The organism is Paraburkholderia dipogonis, assembly GCF_046027395.1.
Taxonomy (GTDB): Bacteria; Pseudomonadota; Gammaproteobacteria; order Burkholderiales; family Burkholderiaceae; genus Paraburkholderia; species Paraburkholderia dipogonis_A.
Map to the genome: position 1 here is coordinate 77,853 of NZ_JAQQEG010000016.1, position 26,147 is coordinate 103,999.

17 protein-coding genes and 1 pseudogene are annotated in these 26,147 nt (G+C 57.0%); 8 read left to right on the forward strand and 10 right to left on the reverse strand.

Going from position 1 to position 26,147, the window contains the following annotated elements; all coding sequences use genetic code 11:
* Positions 1-174 precede the first annotated feature (174 nt).
* Positions 175-408, forward strand: a pseudogene (locus tag PQR32_RS17825) (helix-turn-helix domain-containing protein); the annotation flags it as partial.
* A gap of 228 nt (positions 409-636) precedes the next feature.
* On the opposite strand, the gene PQR32_RS17830 reads toward PQR32_RS17825, so the two are convergent.
* The 4 genes from PQR32_RS17830 to xylA form a co-directional block, all read right to left on the reverse strand.
* Entirely contained in the window at positions 637-1,836 is a 1,200-nt protein-coding gene (locus PQR32_RS17830) for a sugar ABC transporter permease (RefSeq protein ID WP_132383886.1), read from the reverse strand.
* Positions 1,833-3,392 (reverse strand): D-xylose ABC transporter ATP-binding protein, encoded by a 1,560-nt coding sequence (gene xylG, locus PQR32_RS17835; protein WP_408229348.1) that lies wholly within the window; start codon positions 3,390-3,392, stop codon positions 1,833-1,835. The genes PQR32_RS17830 and xylG overlap by 4 nt, the downstream gene beginning before the upstream one ends.
* 79 nt (positions 3,393-3,471) lie before the next feature.
* Entirely contained in the window at positions 3,472-4,500 is a 1,029-nt protein-coding gene (gene xylF, locus PQR32_RS17840) for a D-xylose ABC transporter substrate-binding protein (RefSeq protein WP_408229351.1), read from the reverse strand.
* Between the two features lie 171 nt (positions 4,501-4,671).
* Positions 4,672-5,994 carry a xylose isomerase gene (gene xylA / locus PQR32_RS17845; protein WP_408229354.1) on the reverse strand — a complete coding sequence of 441 codons (1,323 nt, stop codon included), beginning with the start codon at positions 5,992-5,994 and terminating at the stop codon, positions 4,672-4,674.
* Positions 5,995-6,267: 273 nt separating this feature from the next.
* On the opposite strand from xylA, the gene PQR32_RS17850 reads away from it, so the two are divergent.
* From PQR32_RS17850 to PQR32_RS17870, 5 genes are all read left to right on the forward strand, one after another.
* Positions 6,268-7,485, forward strand: coding sequence for a XylR family transcriptional regulator (locus PQR32_RS17850; RefSeq protein WP_408229357.1), 1,218 nt, complete (start codon positions 6,268-6,270; stop codon positions 7,483-7,485).
* A 33-nt stretch (positions 7,486-7,518) separates the two neighbouring features.
* Entirely contained in the window at positions 7,519-8,604 is a 1,086-nt protein-coding gene (locus PQR32_RS17855; protein WP_408229360.1) for an aldose epimerase family protein, read from the forward strand.
* Positions 8,605-8,774: 170 nt separating this feature from the next.
* Complete coding sequence (locus PQR32_RS17860; protein WP_408229363.1) at positions 8,775-9,074, forward strand: DUF4148 domain-containing protein; 300 nt, start codon at positions 8,775-8,777, stop codon at positions 9,072-9,074.
* Positions 9,075-9,849: 775 nt separating this feature from the next.
* Positions 9,850-10,926 carry a polyamine ABC transporter substrate-binding protein gene (locus tag PQR32_RS17865; RefSeq protein ID WP_408229612.1) on the forward strand — a complete coding sequence of 359 codons (1,077 nt, stop codon included), beginning with the start codon at positions 9,850-9,852 and terminating at the stop codon, positions 10,924-10,926.
* A gap of 66 nt (positions 10,927-10,992) precedes the next feature.
* Positions 10,993-11,418, forward strand: coding sequence for a cupin domain-containing protein (locus PQR32_RS17870; RefSeq protein WP_408229366.1), 426 nt, complete (start codon positions 10,993-10,995; stop codon positions 11,416-11,418).
* A gap of 98 nt (positions 11,419-11,516) precedes the next feature.
* Here PQR32_RS17870 and PQR32_RS17875 read toward each other — a convergent pair whose 3' ends face one another.
* Positions 11,517-11,978: a hypothetical protein gene (locus PQR32_RS17875; protein ID WP_408229369.1), complete on the reverse strand. Its 462-nt coding sequence runs from the start codon at positions 11,976-11,978 to the stop codon at positions 11,517-11,519.
* Positions 11,979-13,094: 1,116 nt separating this feature from the next.
* Here PQR32_RS17875 and PQR32_RS17880 point away from each other — a divergent pair.
* Both PQR32_RS17880 and PQR32_RS17885 read left to right on the forward strand, forming a co-directional pair.
* Complete coding sequence (locus tag PQR32_RS17880) at positions 13,095-16,880, forward strand: hypothetical protein (RefSeq protein ID WP_408229372.1); 3,786 nt, start codon at positions 13,095-13,097, stop codon at positions 16,878-16,880.
* A gap of 13 nt (positions 16,881-16,893) precedes the next feature.
* Positions 16,894-19,542, forward strand: coding sequence for an AAA family ATPase (locus tag PQR32_RS17885; RefSeq protein ID WP_408229375.1), 2,649 nt, complete (start codon positions 16,894-16,896; stop codon positions 19,540-19,542).
* A gap of 331 nt (positions 19,543-19,873) precedes the next feature.
* Here PQR32_RS17885 and PQR32_RS17890 read toward each other — a convergent pair whose 3' ends face one another.
* The 5 genes from PQR32_RS17890 to PQR32_RS17910 all read right to left on the reverse strand — a co-directional run bounded on the left by PQR32_RS17890 (position 19,874) and on the right by PQR32_RS17910 (position 26,139).
* Positions 19,874-20,722 (reverse strand): hypothetical protein, encoded by an 849-nt coding sequence (locus PQR32_RS17890; RefSeq protein WP_408229378.1) that lies wholly within the window; start codon positions 20,720-20,722, stop codon positions 19,874-19,876.
* 10 nt (positions 20,723-20,732) lie between these two features.
* Positions 20,733-22,277 carry a hypothetical protein gene (locus PQR32_RS17895; protein ID WP_408229381.1) on the reverse strand — a complete coding sequence of 515 codons (1,545 nt, stop codon included), beginning with the start codon at positions 22,275-22,277 and terminating at the stop codon, positions 20,733-20,735.
* Between the two features lie 19 nt (positions 22,278-22,296).
* The gene (locus PQR32_RS17900) at positions 22,297-23,796 is read right to left on the reverse strand and encodes an OmpA family protein (protein ID WP_408229384.1); all 1,500 of its coding nucleotides are present in this window, start codon (positions 23,794-23,796) and stop codon (positions 22,297-22,299) included.
* Between the two features lie 510 nt (positions 23,797-24,306).
* Entirely contained in the window at positions 24,307-24,894 is a 588-nt protein-coding gene (locus PQR32_RS17905) for a DUF4865 family protein (protein ID WP_408229615.1), read from the reverse strand.
* 180 nt (positions 24,895-25,074) lie between these two features.
* Positions 25,075-26,139 (reverse strand): GlxA family transcriptional regulator, encoded by a 1,065-nt coding sequence (locus PQR32_RS17910; protein WP_408229387.1) that lies wholly within the window; start codon positions 26,137-26,139, stop codon positions 25,075-25,077.
* Positions 26,140-26,147: the final 8 nt, after the last annotated feature.

Sequence of the window (26,147 nt, forward strand, 5' to 3'; positions counted from 1 at the left end):
ACAACCCATTCGACGATATCGCGCAGGTTTCAGGTACCGGACCAATACGTTCTTTCTGTCAGATCGTTACGACCCGATGGCCGCGACCATGAGATGGTTCGCCGTGACAAACTCGCAAAAGCTTCTTAGAAGCTAAGGCATGAGCATCAAACATTTTCGAGCGTCTGGGACGCTATCGAAGACACGCCCGAGCAAGCGGAGACCATGAAGCTTCGCTCGGTGCTGATGATGGCGATCAAAGACCATATCACCCGCACCGGAATGAGTCAGGCGGAAGCGGCCAGGCGCTTCTGCGTCACCCAGCCGCGCGTGTCCGATCTCATACGCGGGAAGATCAATCTGTTCGCGCTCGACGCGTTGGTCAACATGGCGGTCGCGGCGGACATGCGGGTCGAGATGCGCGTACTGAATGGCCCTTCGAAACACAGCGCCGGGACCTCGGAGGATAAGACGGTAGCGCGCAAAAAAGTCCGCTGCAACGGCAAAAAAAGACCCCAACAACAAAGAAGCCAACGGCAAAGACGCCCACACGGCGTAGCAAGCTCGGCGCCGCCGTTGCCGCGCAGATGCGCTGATAGATAGCTCGCGCGTCGGCTTCAGCGGAAAACAGACGCGCCGCCGCACCTCCCTTCAATCTCACCGCCGGTTCGACCCCGACACCACATCGATCCACACGGCCAGCACGAGAATGCTGCCCTTCACGATCATCTGCCAATAAGCATCGACGTCCAGCATCGACATGCCGTTGTCGAGGCTCGCCATCACCAGTGCGCCGATCAGCGCGCCATAGACTGTGCCGGAACCGCCGCGCATCGACGTGCCGCCGATAAAGCACGCGGCAATCGCATCGAGCTCGCCCATCGATCCCGCCGACGGCGAACCCGCCGCAAGCCGCGCCGTATTGACAATCCCGCCGAACGCGCACATCAGCCCCATCAGCGCAAAGATCGCCAGTTTCACGCGATTGGTGTTGACGCCCGAGAGCCGAGTCGCTTCGAGGTTAGAGCCGACCGCATAGATACGTCGCCCGAACACGGTCTGCGTGGCGATCCACGTGAAAATTCCCAGCAACGCAAGCAGCAATAGAACCGGCACCGGAATACCGCCGTAACGATCGAGCGTCGCAACGAAGCCGGCGAGAATCACACCCGCGCCGACCACCTTCACCACGTCCTGCCAGAACGGCACCACCCGCAATTGATAGCGCTCTCGGTTACGCCGCTGCCGTATCGTCAGAAAAGCCAGCAGCAGAAACAGCACCACCGCAAGCGTATCGCCGGCGAGCCGCGGCAAATAACCTTGACCGACGAACACGAAACTGTCCGACACCGGCGCGATCGTCGAGCCGCCTGTCACGCCGAGCAGAATGCCGCGATACGCGAGCATGCCGCCGAGCCCGACGATAAACGAAGGCACACGCCGGTAAGTCGACCACCATCCGTTGAACATGCCCACCAGCACGCCGAGCAGCATCACCACCGGCAACGTGACGCCGATCGGCCAGTGGCGGTTGACGTCGAGTATCGCCGCCACGCCGCCGAGCAAACCGAGCAACGACCCAACCGACAGATCGATCTCGCCGGCGATGATCACGAACACCATGCCGCATGCCAGCATGCCGGTAATCGACATCTGCCGCAGCAGGTTCGACAGGTTGCGCGGCGTGACGAACGCGCCGTGCGTGAGCACCGAAAAGAAAATCCAGATCGCGGCCACAGCGATCAGCAGCGCGAGAATCTTGTAGCGCGCGAACAGTTGCTGAATGCGCTGTGGACCACCGAATGCGCCTCGCGGCACGGCTTCGTCGGCGCGTTGGGAAGTAACGTCGGGCGTCATGCGGCACTCGCTGCGGTTGGGTTCGGGGATCGCTGCACGGGACGGATCGCGGCGCTGAGAATGTCCTCCTGCGTGAGGCCGTCGTTGACGAAATCGCCTCGCAACTCGCCTTCACCGATCACCAGCACGCGATCGCTGATGCCGAGCACTTCCGGTAATTCGGAGGACACCATCACGATCGACATGCCGCGTTGCGCCAGTTGAAAAATCAGCTTGTAGATTTCGAATTTCGCGCCGACGTCGACGCCGCGCGTGGGTTCGTCGAGAATCAGCACCTTCGGATTAGTCAGCAACATGCGTGTCAGCACGGCCTTTTGCTGATTACCACCCGACAGACTCGCAATCGACAACATGGGATGCGCGGCACGCACCGAAAGTCGCTTCATCTCCGTATGAATCGTATCGAGTTCGGCAGCGGAGTCGATTCGCCCACCCGAAGCAAAGCGCAGCAACACCGCCAGCGTGATGTTGTGGCCGACGCTCAGCCCCGGCACGATGCCGTGGCGCTTGCGATCTTCCGGCACCATGCCAATGCCCGCGCGAATCGCATCGACAGGTGCGCGAATCTTGAGCGGCTTGCCGTCCATCACCACGGTCGCCTCGCTCACGCCGGGATACGCGCCGAAGATCGCCTGCATCAACTCCGTGCGCCCCGCGCCGACCAGACCCGCCACGCCGAGAATCTCGCCATGCCGCAGCGCGAACGACACATCGTTCACACGCTTGCGACGCGGATTGGTCACGTCGAAGCAGGTGACGTGGCGCGCTTCGAAGATCACGTCGCCAATCGGATGCGGCTCGCGCGGAAACAGGTTCTTGATTTCGCGGCCCACCATCAGCGAAATGATGCGGTCGGTGGTGAGCGCGCGCATTGGCTCGGTCGCGACATGACGTCCGTCGCGAATCACGCTGATCGTGTCGCAGACAGCCGCCACCTCATCGAGCTTGTGCGAGATATACACGCAGGCCACGCCGCGCCGCTTCAGATCGCGCACGATGTCGAGCAGAATGCGGATCTCGGAAGAAGTCAGCGAAGAAGACGGTTCATCGAGAATCAGCAGCTTTGCGCGCTTGTTCAGCGCCTTCGCAATCTCGATCAACTGCTGATGACCGCCGCCATAGTTCATCACCGGTTGTGCGGCATTGATGCCGCTAATGCCGAGTTCGCGCAGCAATTCGTCGGCGCGCTGGTACATCGCGGCGTAATTCATGCGGCCGCCCGGCAGCGTGATTTCATTGCCGAGGAAGATGTTCTCCGCCACCGACAACTCCGGCACCAGCATCAACTCCTGGTGAATGATGATGATGCCGGCGCGTTCGGTGTCGCGCACGCTGGCGGCTTTCAGCGGCTCGCCTTCCCAGATGATTTCGCCGTCCCATGTGCCCCACGGATATACCCCGGAGAGTACTTTCATCAGCGTCGATTTGCCCGCGCCGTTCTCGCCGCACAGGCCCACGCACTCGCCGGGCGCGACCGTGAGGTCGATGCCGTCGAGCGCCTTCACGCCGGAAAACGCCTTGACGATGCCGCGCATCGTCATGAGAGCTTGCGTCATTCGCTATGCCTCGCTGCAAGGCGCGCGGCGGCGCCGATACGCATGACACGCATCGAGGTCCGCCGCGCACACGTTACGCTCATTGGCTCGCGAGCTGGGCCTGGCTATAGAAGCCGTCCTTGACGACTACATCGACATTGCTCTTGGTGAGCAACGTGGGTTGCAGGAGCACGGTGTCGACTTTCTTCTTGCCGTTGTCGTATTGCGAGTTAAAGGCGGGTTTTTCGCCCTTTGCAAGTGCCACGGAAAGCTTGGCCGCTTCGCCGGCAATCAGTTTCAGCGGCTTGTAGACGGTCATGGTCTGCGTACCGGCAATCACACGTTTCACGGCCGCGAGGTCCGCGTCCTGGCCCGACACCGGCACTTTGCCCGCCATGTGTTGCGCGGCTAGCGCCTGGATCGCACCACCCGCGGTGCCGTCGTTCGATGCGACGATCGCGTCGATCTTGTTGTTATTCGCCGTCAGCGCATCTTCGACAATGCGCAGCGCCGTGGACGCGCTCCATTCCGGCACCCACTGCTGACCGACCACTTTGATGTCGCCCTTATCGATGGCGGGCTTCAGTACCTTGAGCTGGCCTTCGCGCAACATCTTGGCGTTATTGTCGGTCGGCGCGCCGCCGAGCAGGAAGTAGTTGCCCTTCGGTTGCGCGTTGTAGACGCCTTGCGCCTGCAATTCGCCGACCTTTTCGTTATCGAACGAGATATAGGCGTCTACATCGGCGTCGAGAATCAGGCGGTCATATGAAACGACCTTGATGCCCGCTTTCTTCGCTTCGGCGACTACGTTGCCGAGCGTCTTCGAATTGAACGGCACGATCACGATGACATCGACGCCGCGCGAGATCAGGTTTTCGATCTGCGAGATCTGCCGCTCTTCGCTCGCATCGGCGGATTGCACCGACACTTTCGCGCCGAGCTTTTCCGCTGCGGCGACGAAATAGTCGCGATCGCGCGACCAGCGCTCGACGCGCAGATCGTCGATACAGAAGCCAATTTCCGGATGATCCTTGCTTGCATGCGCGAGCGGCGCGACAAGCGACAGGCTGGCGAGCACCGCTCCACACACGAGCGAACTCAATACGGTACGACGCGTTGCGAATTTCATCTCTGTCTCCTTCTTCTGATAGCCGGAATACCGGATTGGACGGTTTGCGCTGCGAGCCGCAAGACCGGACAAGCGACAACCCAAAGCTTCCTGTTTCGCGCGGTCGGCGTGGCCGCGCGATTTTTTATGTGGTGTGGCTACTTTCTGATGCGTTGCTTCTTGAGACACCGATCAGCGTCCGCTGTAAATTGCCTGGTTCACGATGTTTTCCATCAGTTCCTGATGGCCGCTTGCGTGCTGCGGGTTTAGACCGCGCGCCAGCGCATCCGCCGCCAGCGTAGAGAGCGAATAGTCGCCGGAAAGAATCTTGCGGCCGAACTCCGCGTCCCAGCCCGCGTAACGTTGACGTTTGAATTGATCGAGACGATCGTTTTCGATCAGCACCGCCGCGCGCTCGACGGCGAGCGCGAGGTTGTCGATCGCCCCGATGTGGCCGTAGAACAGATCTTCCGGATCGACACTTTGGCGCCGTACTTTCGAATCGAAATTCATGCCACCGGTTGTGAAGCCGCCGTGTTTGAGAATTTCGTAGAAGGCGAGCGTCAGTTCTTCCACACTATTTGGGAACTGGTCCGTATCCCAGCCGTTTTGCGGATCGCCGCGATTCGCATCGACGCTGCCGAAAATACCGAGCGCGTAGGCCGTGGCGATCTCGTGATGAAACGAGTGGCCCGCGAGCGTCGCATGATTGGCCTCGATGTTGACCCGAATCTCTTTGTCGAGCCCGTGTTGCAGCAAAAAGCCATGCACGGTCGCGACATCGTAATCGTATTGATGCTTGGTCGGCTCCTGCGGCTTGGGTTCAATCAGCAGCGCGCCTTTAAAGCCGATCTTGTGCGCGTGGTCGACGACCATATGCAGAAAACGGGCGAGTTGATCGCGTTCACGCACGAGGTCAGTATTGAGCAAGGTGTCGTAACCTTCGCGTCCGCCCCACAGTACGTAGTTATCGCCGCCGAGCCGTTGCGTCGCATCGAGCGCATGGCGCACCTGTGTTGCCGCAAACGCAAACACCTCCGGATCAGGACTGGTCGCGGCGCCAGCCGCGTACCGTGGATGCGAGAACAGATTGGCCGTGCCCCACAGCAGTTTGATGCCAGTGCTCTCCTGCTTGCGCGCCAGATAGTCGGTGATGCGCAGGAAGTTTTCGCTGTATTCTTTCAGGCTCGCGCCCTCGGGCGAGACGTCGGTATCGTGAAACGTGTAGTACGGTGTGCCGAGCTTCGAAAAAAACTCGAACGCGGAATCCGCCTTTTGCTGCGCCCGCTCCATCGCGTCGCCGGCTTGCTGCCAGGGACGCCGAAACGTTCCCTGTCCGAAAATATCCACGCCCGGCCAGACGAACGTATGCCAGTAGCACACCGCAATGCGCAGATGTTCTTCGAGTGTCTTGCCGAGCACCTTTTTGCTTTTATCGTAGTGGCGGTACGCAAGCGGGTTATCCGATTGAGGGCCTTCGTAGCGGATCTCGGGAATGTGTTCGAAGTAAGACATCAGCGTCTCCAGTTTATGGTGCACCGCAACCCGTGCGACGTCGCCGCGCCGAGTGACAAGGGTGACGCCATGCTGCCGCTTGCCAGTTGCATCGGCAATTGCGAAATTGCGCAGCGTGCTTGATGTTTCTTACCGCCCTCGATTTTGTTTCGCACCGGCGCGCGATTCGGGGCCTAGAATAACCAGACGCTTAAAACCGCTGCCGTTCAGATTAAGTGTCCAACAGGAGACGAAGGCGTGACGGGTCATTGGCCCGCGCGCAGCTCAACCGCCATGACCCGTCCGCAAACACCACAGACGACCCATCGGATCGCGCTGCTGTTCAACGCGAACAAGGTCTACGACCGCGAGATCATCACCGGCATCGGCAACTACCTGCTGTCCACGCGCGTGGCGTGGGATCTGTTCCTCGAAGAAGATTTTCGCTGCCGGCTGACCGGCATCGAACGCTTCGACGGCGACGGCATCATTGCGGATTTCGACGATCCTGCCGTGGGCGAAGCACTGCGCGATTGTCCGTTGCCGGTGGTCGCCGTGGGCTCGTCGTTCGAAGATCCGGCGCACTATCCTCCGGATTTACCCTATATCGCCACTGATAACAGCAAGCTCGTCTCGCTCGCCTACACGCATCTGATCGGCGCGGGTCTCGAGCACTTCGCGTTGTATAGCCTGCCGCAGGCGCAGGAGAACCGCTGGGCTCAACAGCGCGAACTCGCGTTCGCTCATCTGCGCAGCGCGGATGGACACAGCGCGGAGCAGATCGACAGCGAGATGTATCGCGGCCTGTCGACCAGCGCGCCGTCATGGAACCAGGCGACCGAACAACTCACCGCGTGGCTGCGGGATTTGCCGAAGCCGGTCGGCGTGATCGCCGTGACCGATGCGCGTGCTCGGCATCTGCTTCAGGCGTGTTTGATCGCCGGCATTCCTGTGCCCGAAGAAGTCGCGATCATCGGCATCGACAATGATCCGTTGACGCGCACGTTGACGCGCATTCCGCTTTCTTCGGTAATTCAGGGCACTGAGGAAATGGGCCGCACCGCCGCTCACCTTTTGCATCAGATGCTGCGTGGCGCGCGGTTTCCGGGGCGGCGCATTCTGGTGCCGCCCGTCGGCATCAACGTGCTCGAATCGACGAAGCACCAACCGCTGGCGAGTCCGTATGTGATGCGGGCGCGGCACTTCATCCGACAGTACGCGTGCCAGGGTATTCGCACCGAGCAGGTTGCCGACTATGTGGGCGTGTCGCGCTCGTCGCTCGAAGAGTACTTTCGGCGCGAACGGCAGTGCACCGTGCATCAGGAAATCCTGCGCCATAAACTCGATGTCGCGAAGGCACTGCTGGCGAAGCGCGATGCGTCGAGTGCGGAAGTGGCGATCCGTTGCGGCTTCACGTCGCTGCAATACATGTACGCGGTGTTTCGCCGTGAACTCGGCTGTACGCCGCGCGAATACCAGGAGCGGGCGAACTCGACGTCCGCGCCGGGCTGAGCATGCCTATTCTCTCTTCTTCTCACTGACGACATGATCAGCATCGCACAACTTTCTTCCGAGCCGTGGGGCACATTGCGCGGCGGCGATTCCGTTCGACTCTTCACGCTGCGCAACGCGCACGGTATGAAAGTCGCCATCAGCGATCTGGGCGCGACGCTGGTCTCGTGGCATGCGCCGGATCGCGCCGGCGTGCTCGGCGATATCCTGCTCGGCCACGACACGCCCGCTGAATATGTGGCGGCCACCACTTACATGGGCGGACTGATAGGCCGCTGGGCGAACCGCATTGCCGATGCGCGCTTTACTCTCGATGGCATCGAGTACACGCTCGATCGCAATGAAGGCGCGAACCTGCTGCATGGTGGCACGGTGGGATTTCATCGCGCGCTGTGGGACGTGAGTGAGGACAACGGCGCGTTGCTCATGCGGCTGGAGTCGCCCGAAGGCGATGCCGGTTTTCCCGGCAACGTAACCACGCAAGTGCGCTACTCGCTCGATGACGACGGCACGCTGACCATCGCCTATGATGCGATCACCGATGCCGCGACGCCGCTCAATCTGACGAGCCATCCGTACTTCAATCTCACGGGCCGGCCGGGTGCCGACATTCGCGGCCACGTGTTGTCGATCGATGCCGACCGCTTCTTTGAAGTCGACGCCGCCATGATTCCGTGCAAGCTGGCCGAAGTGGCCGGCAATGCCTTCGATTTCCGGCAGAGCGCACCGATCGGCGCGCGGCTCGACTGGCCGCACGCACAGCTGGCGACGGCCGGCGGCTTCGATCATTGCTACGTGCTGCGCGATACACCCGACGCCGGTAAAAACGGCGCCACTCCGCCGATGCGCCAGGTTGCCTGCGCTTACGATCCCGGCAGCGGACGCGAATTGACCGTCTCGACCGATCAACGCGGCTTACAGTTTTATAGCGGCAACTGGTTAAAGGGCGACACAGGACGCGGCGGCGTTGCGTATCAAGCGCATGCCGGTTTGTGTCTCGAAGCGGGCGGTTTTCCGAACCAGGTCAATATGGCTGAGCAGGACGAGGTGATCGTGCGAGCCGGCAGCACGTATCGGCAAGTGACTGCGTACCGTGTCGATGTACGCCAAGGCGTGTGACGCGATTATTCATATATTACGAACGACATTACATCACGCCGACTTACTGTTTGTGGCAACACTGAATTACCGTATCAGGGGTTTCCCCTAGACCACGCCCTTCCTAGAATCCGTGCATGGTGCCGAAGATTGCTGCGGCGCCCAATAAAATATTCTCGGAGGGAAGCATCATGAAATCGCTTATCAAAGCCGTGGCGCTAGTGGTGGTGTTTGCAGCACCGGTGGCATCGTTCGCACAATCCGAGCAACCGGTCACGCGCGCCGAGGTCAAGGCGCAATTGAAACAGATCGAACAGGCCGGCTATAACCCCGCGGTCGCAACCGACTCCACCTACCCCGCTGACATTCAAGCGGCCGAAGCACGTGTTGCTGCGCAGAGTGGAGCGACGGGATATGGTCCGTCCACCGCTGGCTCGTCGGAAACCGGCTCTAACGTTCCTGCTGGGAATCCGAATCTGCAAGGTCAGTAGTACGCAATCCGCTTTGGGCCATTCGATCCGAGCGCATGCTTCAGGCATGAGCTCGTATTCGTGCGTCGGATGGATGACCATGACAGCGCAATGTCAGAAAGTCCTTTGACGAAAATAATGGCTCAGCTATCCTAAGGCGGCAGTTCGATGGTTCTCCGCGTGCATTCCTGTGCATCGCGAGAACTTCTACTCAACGTCGCTTCGGGTTCAATCGTGAAAGTCCGTGGTCCATTGGTGAGATACCAGCGCGGTCGGGAAAGAACGATCCTGTTCGGCTGTCCGATCGATCATCAGGGAAGCAGTTGCGCTTCGCCATCCCGTCCCCTGTCTATCGATACCGTCTTGTCGCGTCGCTCCGTGCGTCGGCATAACGTCATTGCCGCGCCTTCAGCCATTCCTGTGCGTACCGACGAAATCGCGTCGCTTCTGCCCTAGCCCCCTTCTCTTTTCGCGAGTCTGTGTTGCATGCGGGAGACCGTTCGTTTAGCGGTCGCACGCCTGTCATGCATTTGCCTGTTCGTGCTTCGCAAGTTCGCTTGCTAGCGCGCGGCGGCTTATAGCGCTCGCTTATCCACATTCGTTTTAGCTCTGCTGTGCGCTTGCGCTGCGGCAGGCGGCGTCACGTCTCTTTTCGTCTTTCGCGTTCTGTGTGGATCGCGTGGACTGAGAGCGATGGTGTGCGCGCGTCTGTGCTACGGCGATAACTGAAGATCGATATCAAGGAGATTGCAGAATGAAGACTCGTCACGCCACGCTTCTTTCGCTGGCCGGCACGATGCTGTGCTCGCTGACCGCTTTGACCGCGATGAACGCCGCGCGCGCCGCGGACACGTCGCTGAATGTCTACAACTGGTCCGACTACATTGCGAAGGACACGATTGCCAACTTCGAGAAGCAATCTGGCGTCAACGTGAAATACGACAGTTACGACAGTGACGATACGTTGCAGGCCAAATTGCTGGCGGGCAGTTCAGGCTATGACATCGTGGTGCCGACGTCGAGCTATATGGCGCGGCAGATCGAAGCCGGCGTTTATCAGAAGATCGACAAGTCGAAGATGCCGAACCTCGCTAACCTCGATCCTGGTTTGATGAAACTGATTGCCGATGCCGATCCCGGCAATCAATACGGCGTGCCTTGGGCGTGGGGCACCGATGGCATCGGCTACAACGTGGAAGCGGTGAAGAAAGCGCTCGGTGGTGAAGCGCCTGTGGATAGCTGGTCGCTGTTGTTCGATCCGGCGAATCTGTCGAAGGTGAAAAGCTGCGGCGTGTCCTTTCTCGACTCGGCCGCGGATGTTTTCCCCGCCGTGTTGCAGTACATGCATAAGGATCCGAACAGTACCAATCCTGGCGACTACCAGGCGGCGTACGAAGTGCTGAAGAAAGTGCGACCGTATATCACGCAGTTCAATTCGTCCGGGTATATCAACGATCTGGCGAACAACGATATCTGCGTGGCGTTCGGTTTTTCCGGCGATGTTGGGATTGCGCGGCGACGTGCTTCTGAGGCCAAGCGCTCGTATGAGGTTCGGTTTTCGAATATCAAGGACGCGGGTTTGGTTTGGATGGACGTGATGGTGATTCCGAAGGACGCGCCGCATCCGGAAGCGGCGATGAAGTGGATGAACTACATCGAAGATCCGAAAGTGAGTGCGGAGATTACGAATGAGGTTTTTTATCCGACTGCGAATCGGACGGCGCGGCAGTTTGTGACGCCGGCTATCGAGCAGGATACGAATGTTTATCCGCCTGAGGCTGTGCTGAACAAGATGACGTTGATGCGGCCGCAGCCGGCGCCGATCATGCGGTTGGAGAACCGGCTTTGGGCGCAGTTGAAGTCGGGGAGTTGAGGGTTTGTAGCTGGCGGTTGGATTGGTGACTTCAGGTGAGTCTTTTGGGCGTGGCGCGGGCAGTGGGTGCATGCGCTGCGCTTCTTTTTTCTGTTCTTCTACTTTTCTAATTTTTCTATTCGAGACGTTATGGGTAATTTGAGTATTGTGGATTTTTCGGCGCCCGCTAAGGAAAGTGTTGAGTACATGCCTAAGGCGGAGGCTGTGCTCGCTGGTGATCCTTTGCAGATGGTTCATACACATTTTGCTAGCCCTTGTGGGCAGCTTGCGGCCGGGATTTGGGAAGGGGCTTGCGGACAGTGGGCTGTGAATTTTACGGAGAGCGAGTACTGCGAGATTCTTGAAGGGGTATCGGTGATTCGCGATGCAGATGGTGTGGCGAAAACTGTGCGGGCTGGGGATCGGTTTTTGATTCCTGCGGGGTTTAAGGGGACCTGGGAGGTTGTTGAGCCGTGCAGGAAGGTTTTTGTTTCGGTGGAGTTTAAGGGGTAGGTTTTTGTGGTCGTCTGTGAGTGCTGGTGAAGGAGGCGCATGCGCTTGTGCATGGCGCCTCGCTTCGTTTATGCTTTTGGTTCACCGCTATCCGTCGATCAGTGCCGCACGGCGACCGATTGCTGCGTTTGCGTTTTTACAATCGACGCGGTTTTCGCAGGTGTTCTTTTTCGCTTTGCGACGTTGTTGGTGGGTTTCGATCCGCTCGCGAGCTTGGATGCTTCGGCGAGAAGGCGCGTTGCGTGGCTGGCCGTGAGGCGGGCTTGAGAGACGCCTTTTGCATCGAGCGCGATCACCTGGAAAAGCTCGCGGTCGTTTTCGAGGTCTTGCTGATATTGCTCTGCGGTGTCGACAAGGAGTTCGAGCATGGTCTGGCGACGGCGTCTTTCGTCGCTCGTGATGGGAGGATTCCTACATATCGAGGACGCGAGTGTGATCAGCGTGTTCAGTTGGCTCAATTGCCGGTCGCAGAAGTCGAATGCGGATAGGGCGAGTTTTTCGTACTGGAGTGCGTCGACAGGTGGGCGTGAAGCGGGTTGACTCTTGATGGACTTGGTCATTTTGCGATCTCCCTGATACCTACTTAGATCGCCCGACACTCGCTTTGGGAAGTGGGTGAGCGGGCACGTAGCGGGATTGGAAGACCGGGATACAAACAAACCGGCGAGCCTCGCGGCTCCCCCACTACAGCCCGCCCATTGGAATATAGACGTGCAGCAGCAGACGCACGACCCGCTGGGCGGGTGTGCGGTTTGTATCGCTGGCTTCCAAACCAGGCCGCCGGGTGTTTCCCGATGGCTTGGTGATTATAAATCAGGTGGGATTATGAGAGGGTAACTGGGCGGGTTTAGGCTTGATTTTAGATGATCGGACGGGCCAATGATGTCGCCGTAGTTTCGTCAAGGACCCTCCTATCAAGCCAGCCCGCTTGTTGCAGACGTCAAGCCCTAGCGCAATGACTGGTCGTCGGCCGAAGATGACATTCAAGTATCACCGTAGGTAAGTCGACTATGCGTCGCGTTCCTGACGTTCGCGGATGGACTGTCGTCGTGACCAGTCTCACAGACGCCCAATATGTCCTTTCGCCCCGAATCAGTCGGATGCCCTTTCCCAAAAGGCCGCCACTCGGTTGATATAACGCACTCCTGCCGCTCCGGCAAGCGTACGGCCCGTCTTGCTATTACCCAACTGTCTTTAGCGCAAAATCTAGTCCCTCAGCCTACCCTACGTAATATCCCATGCGCGAGCGAGATGAACGGCAATGGACAGGTGGATCACCGGTAATGGTTCGATCTGGAGTTACGGGAGGGCAATTTTCAGGATGCCAGGCTGCGGCGACGCTTCGCTAACCTACTGGCGACGCAAACCGACGTCCAACTCGGCTACGAACTTGCACTAAAAAGAGGTGGGAAAAAGCAAGACTGTCACGACGCTTACGAAATTCCGAGGGCCGTGTCAGAATTCGACACAACGTAACCATGCCAAATCTCGCAAAAAATGACTTCGATTACTGCGCATGCTGGTTCGCTCCGTGCGGCGCGTTAAGTTTCAGTGAAGTGGGTTGTGCTACATCGGTCAATATCATGGCATTTCTCGACTACCACTTACTCACGGATACAAGCATCTAACCAATTTCCCAGCGGTATCGGCGCCCATCACCACTATTCCCACCCGAAATGAATAATTTTTCCGATAGCTGGCGACAACTTAAAGGCATTCTCACCGCGTACGCGGATAACGAACGCCGGCCTGAATTGCCAACTTTGGCCGACCACCAGCACGCGAAAGCAATGTCCATATTTCTGGTGAACGCAACGCTGGCCACACCCAGCCTCGATCGCACGACGGTTGCCAACATTCTCGCGGGAGGAGTGAGTTGGCCCGCCAAAACAGGAGCAAACCGCTTCCATGGGGTGGATATCCCGCTGTCTTTCTTCGAGGATAACGGTTTCGTCAGCTTCTACGCAGGGTGGTGTGTTGTTCATTGCAAATTGCCGCGTAACACCGTAACCGTTGACCCTACTCTGACAGGACTGATCGAGGCAATTGAACATCTGAGCGACATCCAGACTGGTAGGGGCGGGCTTGTGCGACCTCACTATGAAAGTCCAGCGAAGTTCATCGATAAACTCGTGAGCGTTGAGTTGGAGACTACAGTGAAGGGCACCCTCCCTGATCTCGGGCTGGAAGACGGTAAATATCATTTGCCCCCCGGCAACGAGCACTTCAGCCCGTTGATCTGCACGTATCTGTGGCAGGCTCTTTTTGCGCAAACCCCATCGAAAGCGTTCGGGCGATGGATCACAATCCTTCGTGTCAACTGCGGTCACGCTATGTCACCGATATTTGAACTGCTGCAGAATGATGAGCGTTCTGCGTTCAATGACCAACTGCTCGAGTGGCTAGCGGATGATACAGCCCTCGAGAAGGCAGCCGAGACGCTGCAAAAGCAGTCAGTCAACAAACAAGGATTCGAATCGATCGTCAGCCCGACGATGACGAAGATTCAAATCAATATTGGTTTACGCGGCACGTCGTCACCGGAACGTGAGCAGGTCGTCGAGCTTGAGAAGCCGACGATTACTTCGTTAGCCTCTGCGTACAATGTACAGACTGCCGAGGGGCTTAATGATTTTCAAAAAGCCCGGCGCTGGGATCAGTATCAGAGGCACTCTCAGTCCGACATTTTTTATACCGGGTTAGTAGGCTACGCACTGACAGCTAGCATTCGGATAGATGGGCAAGTACTCGCATCGTCGGGCTTGGCCGAAACAATGCTGGAACTTGCTGCAACTCGTCCAGTGCTGAAGTATCTGTTATTTCAGTCGCTTGCCCGTTGGAACTTTGACAGTTTTAGACTGTTCTTGCTGTCCCGCCCCCAGACGAGCGCCGTGGCGTTGTTCTACTTGACGGAATTTCGGAACGTTTCGTTCAGCCGTGCGAGATCGTCATCCGAGTCCTTGGTCGAGAAGGGCTATCTGCAACTGGTCTACAGCGAATTCGTGCGTGCGATTGAGAAGGAGCCCGATGTCGGTGACCGCCTGCTGGAAGTCGTTGAGTATTTGAGCGGCCGGGTCAATCTCGCCCTTTCCGATTTTTCGCAGCAGCCGGAATATCTGTTGCTATTCGACGCGCTAAATAGCTTGGGCCACAAGCAGGTGCTTGAACTGGGTCGCTCCTTCGTTGTGAGTCCAGCGTCAGATGCTGGGCGAACACCTTATTCCCTTACTGGTCATCGCCGTTATCTCGTTGGCTTTTGGCTGATTGATCGCCTGGACAATACGGGCATTGACACGGTCGGAGAGGTAGACGATCTGCTGAAGCAGCATCTCTTTAGTCAATATAAGACCGAGTTCAATGCCTGCTTGGACGGAAGCGATAAGAGTCTCGCGCCGACATTTTTCTTTTCAACGTTGCCGTGGCATAAGCTGGTTGAGTCTACCAGCAATTTTGCTGATCTATTGGCGCTCTCACAAAGATGGACGGGATGGATTGGGAAGCTGATTTATACAAGCGAGCAAGCCTTCAACGTAGCTTCGGCAATCCGTCAGTATCTTCAGATACTAATGCTTGTCGGGAGGCGATTACGTACAGATCAAGACCATCAACGTGTTTCGAGCAGGGTCATGGAGCTTGTGCGCCATCTCGGATTCGGAGAGGACGATAATGTTGTCTATCTCTTCAATTCGGCCTTCTATCTAGAAAATTATGATTTATGGAAGCCATTTTGCTCTTACACGAATGAAATTTGCGACAGCCTGTTTGACGATTTCGTCGAACAATGCGCGACACTTATTCGTTTAGATCAACTGTACGTTCTGCTAGAGCGTACCTCAGTCGTTGTGCGAAATCAGAAGCTGCAAAGTGAAATAGACAAGCGTTCGACCTCTGACATTGAGAAGATGAGTCTCAATGGACTTGAACAAGCTTTCATTTCGGCTTGTAACATAGGGAACGTCTCTTTGGCAGGGAAAATTTTGCTCGCCGCAAAGGCGCAGTTGAGGGAACCGCGATTCAGCGAATCGACGCATCCAATTTCTATTCAAAAGCGTAAAAACTGGGCGAACTACGAGTACATGTGGGAATTACTGGATCAATCCGTGAGGCTACGCGAAGATCCAGATGCGTTTGTACAGTTTGCCGGAAAGCTTCCGATCCCACATGAAGCGACAAGTGGTCGGTATGATGTGAACAGTCAATTTTGGAGAGATTGCAATCATTTTCGCCGCTATGTCGTTGCAGCTTCCTATCTGGAGTCGAATCCGGAAAAGTGCGTTCAAATCATGGAGGCACTTTGCAGGGAAAGTGATGACGAAAAATTCAGATTTCTGCTACTCCAAGGACGAGTAGTCATTTTTGAGCGCAATCAGGAGAGCAAGGACATCAACGTCGCAGATCTTCGACGCGCAGTCTCCCAATTTCTCGATTCCTGCCTAGACATGCAACCGAGCAATATGCCTAACCACTGGGCAGCAGTGATCCTCAATGCCTACCGCTTACTTAGGGATGTAACACTAATCGGCATTTTTTGGGGAAAGTTGACTGTCGACCAGCAGCGTAGAGCGGAGATACTTTATCCATTTTGCAAGGCCCAGATTGCCGACGGTGATCCTCGCGTTGCGCAACGGATCATCGAAGACTACATGGCTCGAAATGATCAAGCGACTGACAGCCTTGCACTGACACAGTTGATTGACGAAGTCGCAAAGGCGCTCCCTGGCGCCCTGCTTCCGAGCAGCGTGGTGCAAGGGATGATGAACGCGTCGGTCCGCAGCAATAGTCAACTTGCCAGAGACTACGGTGAAATCGTATCGAAGGATTTTTCGGACTATGTGGAAATCGTCGGAGGAGGACGAACACTTCAGGAATTTCTGATGGACGTCGTCAAGGACATCGGCAACGAGCTACTTGTGCGCAAGAAAAATCTGCTGATCCACGTGCGGGACTCGGGCGGGAACGTGAAACTGCGGCTGACTAAGGAGGACCTTGTTAATGATTGGTTCACTTCCCTCTTTAATAAGAGAATGTCCGAGGCGCGCATTGGGTTTGAGGACCAGAAACGAGCCGGTGAATCGAAATCCGGAATCGAAGTTGGCGAGGTAGACGGGTACATCGTCGACTCGCAAAATCGCAACGTCTCGATTTTCGAAGCATTTCGATTGTTTTCAGCGGACACGACAGTTATTTTTGAGCATCTTGACAAGATCGCAAAGTACGACAACGAAGCGTTAAGTCCCGTGTTCATTGTGGCCTACTGTCATGTCGAAAATTTCGGCGCACTGGCTCGTAATTACAAAACCCTTATCAACGATCGAGACTATGTCGGATATACATCAGTTGGCGAGAGTGATAATCGCGTCACGTTGCTGGAGGAGACCGATCAACTATGGATTGGGTCGGAGACACGTCTTCGTGGTCCGCGAGCGGTCGTCTTTTATCACATGCTTCTGAATTTCCGCTGAACTACACACCAAAATGACTAAATCGCTCATTGAATTCAAAAAGTTTCTTGGCAAGTCAGCAACTGCAATGTCGGAGCACGAAAAGAGACTCGCGAACTTGATATTGGAAAGATTCGTTGATGTTGCGAATTCCGGAGCCGCATCTGGCCGTCGCGGGAAGCTCATCGCGAAGCTGATCGTTGAAAAGGGCGATTCGGTCTCCTCCGAGTTCAAGGTCGAAACAGACGAGGCGCAGGGCAATGATAGTCCTATCACCCGGCTCAAAAGGATTACAGTCGAGAATTTCCGAGGCTTCTCCGACAGACTGACATTTGAGTTCAAAAATCCTTACACCTTTGTTTATGGGCCAAACGGAACAGGAAAAACTAGTCTCTGCGAGGCCCTCGAATTTGCCTTGCTTGGCTCTATCAGCGAAGCCGACGCGAAGCGCATTCAGACTGTGGACTACATTAGAAATGCGACTTCGAAGAAGTCTTCCAAGCCGGTTCTCTATGGCGACACGTCGGTTGCGCAGGACGTCGTAGTCAGTCACGACCCGGCTCATTTCGAGTTCTGTTTCATCGAGAAGAACAGAATCGACGGCTTCGCACGCGTAGCGGCCAACACCCCTGCCGCTCAACAGATTCGTTTGGCGGCTCTGTTCGGACTGGAAGAATTCAACTCGTTTGCCACCCAATTCAACGAAAGCATCGAGTCATATCTGGACTGTGTCGGGAAGAAAGGAAAAGAGCTTGCCGACCGAGAGAAAGGGATAGCCGGGCACAAGACAATCCTTGCGGGCCTTCCGGCAAAGGCCAAGGACGCTGAGGCACGCAGCGCCGCCCTAATGGCGAAATATCCAGAATACCTGATGCTTGCCGAGATCAAAGCCGCGTTGTCTGGTCCCGATGGTAACGGCGGAAAGCAAAAGGCGAACAACACGGAAATCGGTCGTCTGCACACAATCAGACCGGCTTCAGACCCAGGAACTGATGGTATATCGAACGCTGTCGATGGCTTGTTCAAGCTGTTCGAGGAGAAAGCCGAGGCCCAAGCCTTCCTCAAGCAGTACAGAGAGCAGCTATCCCTTAGGGATCTGTATGATGCCATTCTGAGTAATCGTGAAAAGTTCGATAACGTCTGCCCTGCGTGCTCTTCTGAACTCTATCGCGACGGGATACTGGTCGTCCCTGTTGATCCCTACGATCACGCCGTTGAAAAGCTCAAGCAATTCGACACTGCGCTCGCGGCTGAGAAGCGGATCAAGGAAATCCGAGACACTCTCGATAGCGGTTGGCGAGATCTCCAAGCTAAGCTTGCGAAGCTACCGTCGGTTGCATCTTCCGTGAGCTTTGCCCGGGCGGCCGAAATCGACTCGTTTTGTGAGACGGCTGCCGATACCAAGGCAGAAGCTGACGTTGAGCGGTTCCTCAGTGTGATGCGCGCGTTGGATGAACTGCTGCAGGCGCTGAACGACACGGTTGCGAAGTTCAACGCGGCGGTTGTACAGTCGAAGGCGGCAATCAAAACGCTTGAGGAAGAGAATCTTGTCATTACAAAGGACCTGGAAGAGATAGTGGCGATTTCCACTCTCATCGATGCGAACGCGAAGAGCGAGGCCGCTTCGAATGAAGCACTTGAGACGTTCAATCGAGAAAACGAGATTCTTATCAGAGATGCGGAGGCAGAAAAACCGGAAGTCGCAAGGAACCTAGCCTATAGTTTCGCGTATGACTCGTTTCGACGGAAGCTGCTGGATTACAACGCCGCGCTACCCATCTCTCTCGCCGCTGAGCTTAACGAGAAGACGCTGAAACTCTACAACGAGATCAACAAGAACGACCATCCGTCCGACAAACTGAAGTCTTTGGCGTTGCCGACGGCAACCGGGGAAAAAATTCAGATCGAGTTCGAGAATGGTGACAAGTGTGACGCACTTCATGTCCTCAGCGAGGGGCACACCCGCTGTCTTGGGTTAGCTATCTTATTGGCAAAAATTCTCCGGGATGATCTCCCGTTCCTGATATTCGATGACGTTGTGAACTCCATCGATGACGAACATCGGGGAGCGATCATCGATCTCATCCTGAACGCGAATGAAGTTGGGAAACGACAGATCCTCGTCACCACCCATGGCGAAGATTTCGTTAAGCGTCTCGAAAATGCCGTCCCGACGAAGCAGTACAAGGAGATGGTCACGCGCATCGATTTCCTCGTGCCACTCTCGGCGAAGAAGATTGTCGTGAAGCTCGATTCACCACGTCACTATCTTGTAGTTGCATCGCAAAGCTACGAAGAGGGCAGAATCCGCGACTCCCTGAGTTATGTGCGAAAATCCTTCGAGGATTTGCTTAACCGGCTTTGGAAGAAAATTGCGAACAAGAAACTGTCAACTCAGATTTCCGTTGGTATGCGTGGACCAGGTGCGCCGGATCTCATGAGTCTTGCAACCGGACTCCATGCGTTCCTCGAAAAGAAGGACGTCGCAGTATTTCAGGAGGTGATCCCACATTTGGCTGAAATCTTGGGGCTGGGTGAGAAACATAAGATTGAATGGAACTACCTCAACAAGGGTACTCACGAAAAAGACCAGGCAGAAGAATTCGACGCGAGTGTAGTCAGGCATATGCTTGAGACCGTCATGAGGTTGGAGGCGGCAGTCGAGGGATCGTCGGGGGGGTAGAATCTGCCTTTGTGTTGGCAAACTGCGAGTTGTTTTCGATCGCCAACTTCGATTGGTGCGAATCGGGTTGCATGGAACCTGATTCGTCCTTCGTCACGAGTGCCCCATTGCAGCCTGCAATCTCACGAGCGCTTAAGACGTTGACTTGGAGATGGGTCAATACGGTGGACCTCAACACCGCCCCGCTGTTCGACGCCGCCACCGTCGGCAATCCGTTATATTGCTGACGTAGAACCCAAGCCGCTTCAACGACGGCATCGGCCGAACAAGGGCCGTTCATCGCACTGCCTCCGGACGTTTCCAGATCACTCATCTTCCGCCCACCACCCCCTCAATCCCCCACCGCCCCCAACAACGCCGGCGCCCCAAACTCCCCAACCTTCCCATTCGACTTCTGGAAATAGAGCATCCAGAACTCCTTCAAAGCCCCCATAGTCTGCGGATCGCGATAAGCATTCTTAACCTTCAAATCCCCAGCCAACAAACCCGCGCCGATCACATAAACCCGCGCCCCGCCGAAATCCCCAATCAACCCCGCAGCCGCAGCCTTCTTCATCTCCACCTGCGGATCAATCCTGCGAACGGCATTGTGCGAATAAAAACTCGACACAGAACTGTTCTCCAACATATCCGACGCAAGCAACACAACCTTATCGGACGCAGGCGAAGCCCGAACCTTATCGCTGATATCCTTCAACGCCGCCAGAATGTCCGACTTCGCAAGATCATTCGTAGCCACCGACTCGACACGCACAATCGACGTAAGCAACGCCTTCTTCGCAAAAGCCGACTGCCCCGTCATACACGCGTCGAAGCTACGCAACGCGCGTTCACTAATATCGTCCCGCAACTTCTCGGGTATCGGCGACTCGATGACGCCGCGCGTCACGACCTCCGTGTAATGCCCTTGCGAGAAAGCCGAGAAATCGAACAACGTATAAGCGCCTGCGGGCCTAATGGCTTTCCCGGCCATCTCCGCAATCTGGGCCTGCAACTTCTCATCGAAGACCGTCGTCTGGTCAATAGCGATGAAAAGCTCGTGATCGACACCGCCCGCTACCGGCTTGATGTGATTGGCCGCGTAGCAACTCGGAATATCGTTAGTGACGCCGGCTTGTGCCGACACCGCAATCGCGGTCAAACACGCTGCCGCGACTACGTGAGTGAGATGTTTAATCATTTGCGTCGAATCAGGCCTTGAAAAGATCATCGAGTTCGGACTCGAGCGCGAGCTTAGCTTTCTCAGCCCGCTCTTTACGAAGCTTGATCGCATTGACCACTTCAGTTCGCACCGAATCATCGAGGCCGTAAATCAGTTCCTTCTTGCGTGTCACGTCAGACTCAGCTTCGATCTTCGCAACTAGCGCGTCAATGCTCGCGGTCGCCGACACTTCGTCAGACGCTGCGGCAGGTACCGCGACGACCTTCGCGGGCGCATCGGTCGCAACGCTTACGGATGCTGCTTGCCGTGCTGTCACCTGAGGCTCCGGCGTATCGACAACTGCCATCGCCGCAGCTGTCGAACGAACCACCCCGCTTTCCAAATCCGCGAAATTCCGATGCTCAAGCACATAGTCCCTGAACGTCTTCGAAAACGTCTTGCCCGAGATATCCGCGTTCTCAGCCATCCGCTTCTGAAGATTCTCTAACTGCGACTGCGCAATAGCCCGAAACGGCGCGTAGTAGTTGTTGTAGTCCTCGAACGTCTTGAAGCCTTTCGTCGTCTTCCACGCGGCGAGACTTTCCCGCCCACCGAAACCCCACGCAAAGCCACCAAAAATACCCACGATCTGCGTGACCACAAAAATCACAGCCAGCGTGATAAAGGCCGCAGCGCCTTCGCTTCGAGTCGACGACGATTCCTCTGCTTTCGCACGATCATCAGCCGCTTTCTGGCTGGCGACGAGTTCGGCCGGCATCGAGTTCGCAGTCGCAAACGGATTGCCGGCGTCAGCGCCCTGGCTCACGCCCATCGCTTCACGCGTCTGTTCCGCATTGAGATTACTCCAGCGCATCCACGTCGACGTCCCTGCAATCACGATAATGACCGCGACAGTCAACACCACCATGAAATAGCTGTGACTCGTGCCGACGCGATTGGCAACCTGCGTGTAGTCGGGTTCGACATCATCGACGGACTGATCGTCGTCGAGTTTGACCTTGCGGCTCGAAAAGCGCTCTTGCGATTTGTCCTGCTTCCATTGCTTCCGGCACCGCGCAACGAGATTCGAACGATAGAGCTGATGCCCCGCGACGTGCGTCAGAAACACCATGATCACGCACAGCACGAACACGATAGCTACCATCAACAAGGTGTGCGTATTCGCGCTGCCATCGCGGGCCATCCAGCTACCGAGCAGATACGAAAACCCAAGACCCTCTGCGATAACAAGCACGCTCAGCAGCGTGAGAAGCCACAACGGCGTCGGCGAGCGTCCGCTGTCGTCCGACTTCGCCAGATACTCATTGCGCTTGCTGAACTCGGCTTTCGACAGGTACGAGATGAACTTGTTGTAGTCGCCGCACAGCGTACGCTCGGAATCGGTCCAACCGTCCTTACCGTGAATGCCATGGCGCGACAGACGCGCCGTCTTCCCGAGAACGGGAAACGTGTATTTCCAATGATTCAGCCAGAACTCGAGCGTCGAGCGGAAAGAAAATGCGCCCACTGCAAGCAGTACCACGACGACGCACCAGATAGCCGGGCCCAGGTTGGCCTGAATAAAATCCATCATGATCGTTATTACCCTCTTGTTAGGTGCGTGCGATGACCGGCACGTAATTCACCGTGAAATACTGACTGCTCTTGCGGCGCACGAGCTCGCCGGATGTCGCCTTGCCGTTCGAGAAGATGATGTCGGCGCAGTCGAACACGCCGCTGTTGTTCACGAAGACCCGATACAAGACGCCGCCCTTCACCGCGTAGGCGTTCACATCGGGAGACAAGGTCACTTGCGGCGAGCCATTCGGACCAGCGCTCCGGTCAAAGTCTTTCCATACGAGCAGCGTCGGCTTTGCCCCTGCGGTCGCTCCGTTGCGAAGGACGGAGACATCCTTGATCGCGAGATACTGTCCGTTCAGCGCGGCGCCCCAGCTGCTTCCATACAGATTCGGCAAGTGATCGCGCACGGCCACGGCCCGGTCATCGGCAACGGACTTCATCGCTCGCGAAAAGCGCGGCCGGTCGTTCACGCAGCTCTTCGCCACGGGCGCCTCATCGGCTACCGCCGAAGAGAGGAACGAGAGCGTCGAGGACGATGCAGGCAAAGCGGCAAACTGGAGGCCAAGCGTCGCGGGGAGCGCCTCATGCCAGCCAAAATCGATGCCATCGGACGACGTTGAACGAGTAGACGCAACAGGCGTAGCAGGCGCGGCGTTCGATGCGGCTGCCGTGTTCACCGACAGGGGGGCTGACGCTGCGCGCGCGGGCGCGGGCGCGGCACCGGTCACTGCGCTCTCTGTCGCAGCGCGATTCTTGGTAGCTGTGCGACGCGCTGCTTTGGTCGTCGGGCTGCCAGATGTTGAAGGCGCCGCGCCCGCAGCGGCTTGATCCGACTGAGCAGTCACCGCGCGGTAGTACTGGTATTTAGGTACGCGGCTGCTTGCGTAGCTTTGCAGAATATCGGTCCTGGCGCCGCTAAGGTCGACGATCTCGACCCGACGATTAGCTGAGCGCCCCTCTGCCGTGTGATTATCGGCAATCGGCAACGTCTCGCCTGCGCCCTGGTAGAACACATTCTCCGGCGCAATGCCGTGGTCCGCGAACAGACGCGCGACCGCTCGAGCGCGGCGCTCCGACAGGTCCGCGTTCAGTTCCGAGCTGCCGGTGTCGTCCGTATGGCCGATGAGCAGGATTTTCGTTTGAGCCGCGGCAGCTTTATCGGCCGCGCTCGATGCCTCGGCCACACGACTCGACGTGCGATATTGCTCAGCAATCTCAGCGAAGTAGACCGCCGCCTCCGGCGTCAATTCGGCCGAGCCCGTTTCGAATTGGGTATGTCGCGCGGTGTCGACGATCGTGAAGGAACTGCCGACCTGCTCGGTCTTGCCGGTATCCGGAGCACGCGCTTCGAGCGCGGTCGCCGTATAGGTGAGGTCGTGCTTGGCGGCGATTTTCGACAATGCACAGCGCCGGCTATCGACCGCATGTCCAATGAGGCCGCCGGCCAGGCCGCCCGCAGCGCCGGCGATTGCCGCGGCCGCCACCTTGTTCTTGTTGGCGATCACTGCGCCTAGAACAGCACCAAGCCCCACTCCGACTGCAATGCCTATGTTCCGGTTGCTATTCGCGCATGGGTCGGGGTTTGCAAATGTGCTCTCGAACACATTCAAGTCTGCGGCTTTCTCCGGATCCGCTGGCGCGCCACCCGTCTGTTGGAACCCGCCAGGATTGGCACATCCGGACAATGCGAAAACGGCGATCGTAGCGAGCCAAAGCGGCCTCGCTTTTACTATTCCTCTCACTGAGAAACCCCTCGGTCGATTTATTTTTTAGTCGCGGCAGCACCCCGCGTCGGCAAAAGAACTGCCGCGCCGCAATTGAAACAAGCGCACCGTAACGATAACGGCAGGGGATCAACGAACTTTAGAGAAATTGCTGTTTATTTGATCAGAAACATCGCCTTCGAGTGTCTGTATTGAGCGAAGGTGACGTTCGAACGTCTGTATTGAAGCGCCAACCATCGTCTTCGATTGGTCGATCACTGCCTGACTACGAGCGAAAGTAAGTGGCTGACTGGACAAACGCTAGGCTGCTGGGACGATCTATTCTGCCGACCGCGCCAGTTCGTCGAAGCCCGGACGCGACAAGTGCTGCACTTCGTAGCGCTCGCCCGGTACAACCGCTTCTGGCGTGTCGGCCCAAAGCGTGAAGATGACGCGCTCCCAGGAACGTGGATCGATCGCACTGGCGCTGGCGAAGACGCTACTGTGTTTGGCTATCCGCTCAACTTCAGCGATCGCATCGCGCGCAGCCTGCGCGAGATCGGCTTCGCGAGGCAGGAGCACCCGCTCCCGCGTCGCCGCGCGAGGCGATGCGCCGGCCGCCGGGCCGCGCAGACATAGGAGGCCCGACCACGTCTGCACGACAGGCCGTCCGAACGATTCGACGATGCCTTGGAAGCCGCCTCCCTCCCACAGGAAACGGTTCATACCTGCGGTGTCATTCCACAAATAGAACGGGGAATACTGGTTGAGCGTCGCACCTGCCTTGTCGCGCTCGCGAAGCAGGTAAGCCTTGAGACCGAGGCCAGCATACGCGTCGGTCATGTGCCCACGGTCCGCGATGCGATTTCGGATAATCTGCATATCGTAATCGGCGGGCAGGGTGATTTCATAATGCATCGCATACATGGTCAACTCCAGGTTCTGCTACAGCCATGGGAGGATAGAAAGTGTGCGCCTTTACGAGGTACTCGTCAGAATCGAGGCGGAGGTGTGATCGCAGAACAGCCGGTGGTCGCCCGTAACCAGGAGTTGGCCGTATGGAGTCCGTTAAGTAGCAAGCGATCCAGTTCGACCCTGATCGGCCAGTCACTTTTCTTCCACGGATAACCGCAGTAGCGCGAGATTGAGACGATCAGGCACAGATGAGGCTCGTTGCGGAGTCGACTGGCAGAAACGCCTCCGGTAGTCAGAAGGCGTGAGGCCCATGACTTTCCGGAACACGCGACGAAACCCGGTAACGTCGCCATAGCCGAGACTCCACGAAATCTCTTCGATGGTAGCCTGCGAAAACTCGAGCATCTCACGTGCTCGGGTGATCCGAAGCCTCTGCTGGTACTCGCTTGGCTTCATTCCCGTGGCTGCAATAAAACGGCGCAGAAACGTCCTCGGTTCCAAACCCGCGTGGTGAGCAATATCCATGACGCTGACCGGGCGCTCGCGTTGAGTGAACAGCCAATGCTGCGCCCTCAGTATCGCTCTATCTCCGTGCTTCGTTCTCGGATCGAATTCACTGTAGAAGCGTTGCTCGCGGCCAGGGGGATCAACGAGCATAAAGCGCGCTGTTTCCAGCATAACTGCTGTTCCCAGAAACTTCTCGGTGAGCCTTAATCCAAGATCCGCCCACGCGAGGACACCTCCGGCCGTGACGACGTCTCCGTAGTCAATGACCATGTGATCAGTTTCCGTCAGCACATCGGGAAATTGTTCGGCGAATAGTTCACTGAATGACCAGTGCGTCGTCGCCTGTCGACCGGCTAGAAGACCGGTTCTCGCCAGGATGAAGACGCCGCCGCATACCGCCGCCAGAACCGCCCCCTCGGCGTGCTGTTGACGAAGCCAGTACACCAGCGGATTGTCACTTATGCCCTTCTCCGGGGCACGCACATTTCCGGGGATCACCAGCAGCGACAGCGCGTGCGACGAGCCTGGACAACTGTCATATGCACAACGGACCTCGGTAGCGTCATCGTCGGCTCGCCAATGCGTAATGCGCACGGCTGGTCGTGCGGCGTTGCCGTGCCGTTTCGCCGCGAATTCACCCGCGTAGGTGAACAGGTCTGTCAGGCCGTAGATACCCGCGTTCGAAGTGCCCGCGTCGCAAGCGAGTCCAATCTCGATCCGCGGAGCCGAAACCAGCGCCGTTTTTGCCATGGTTTTTG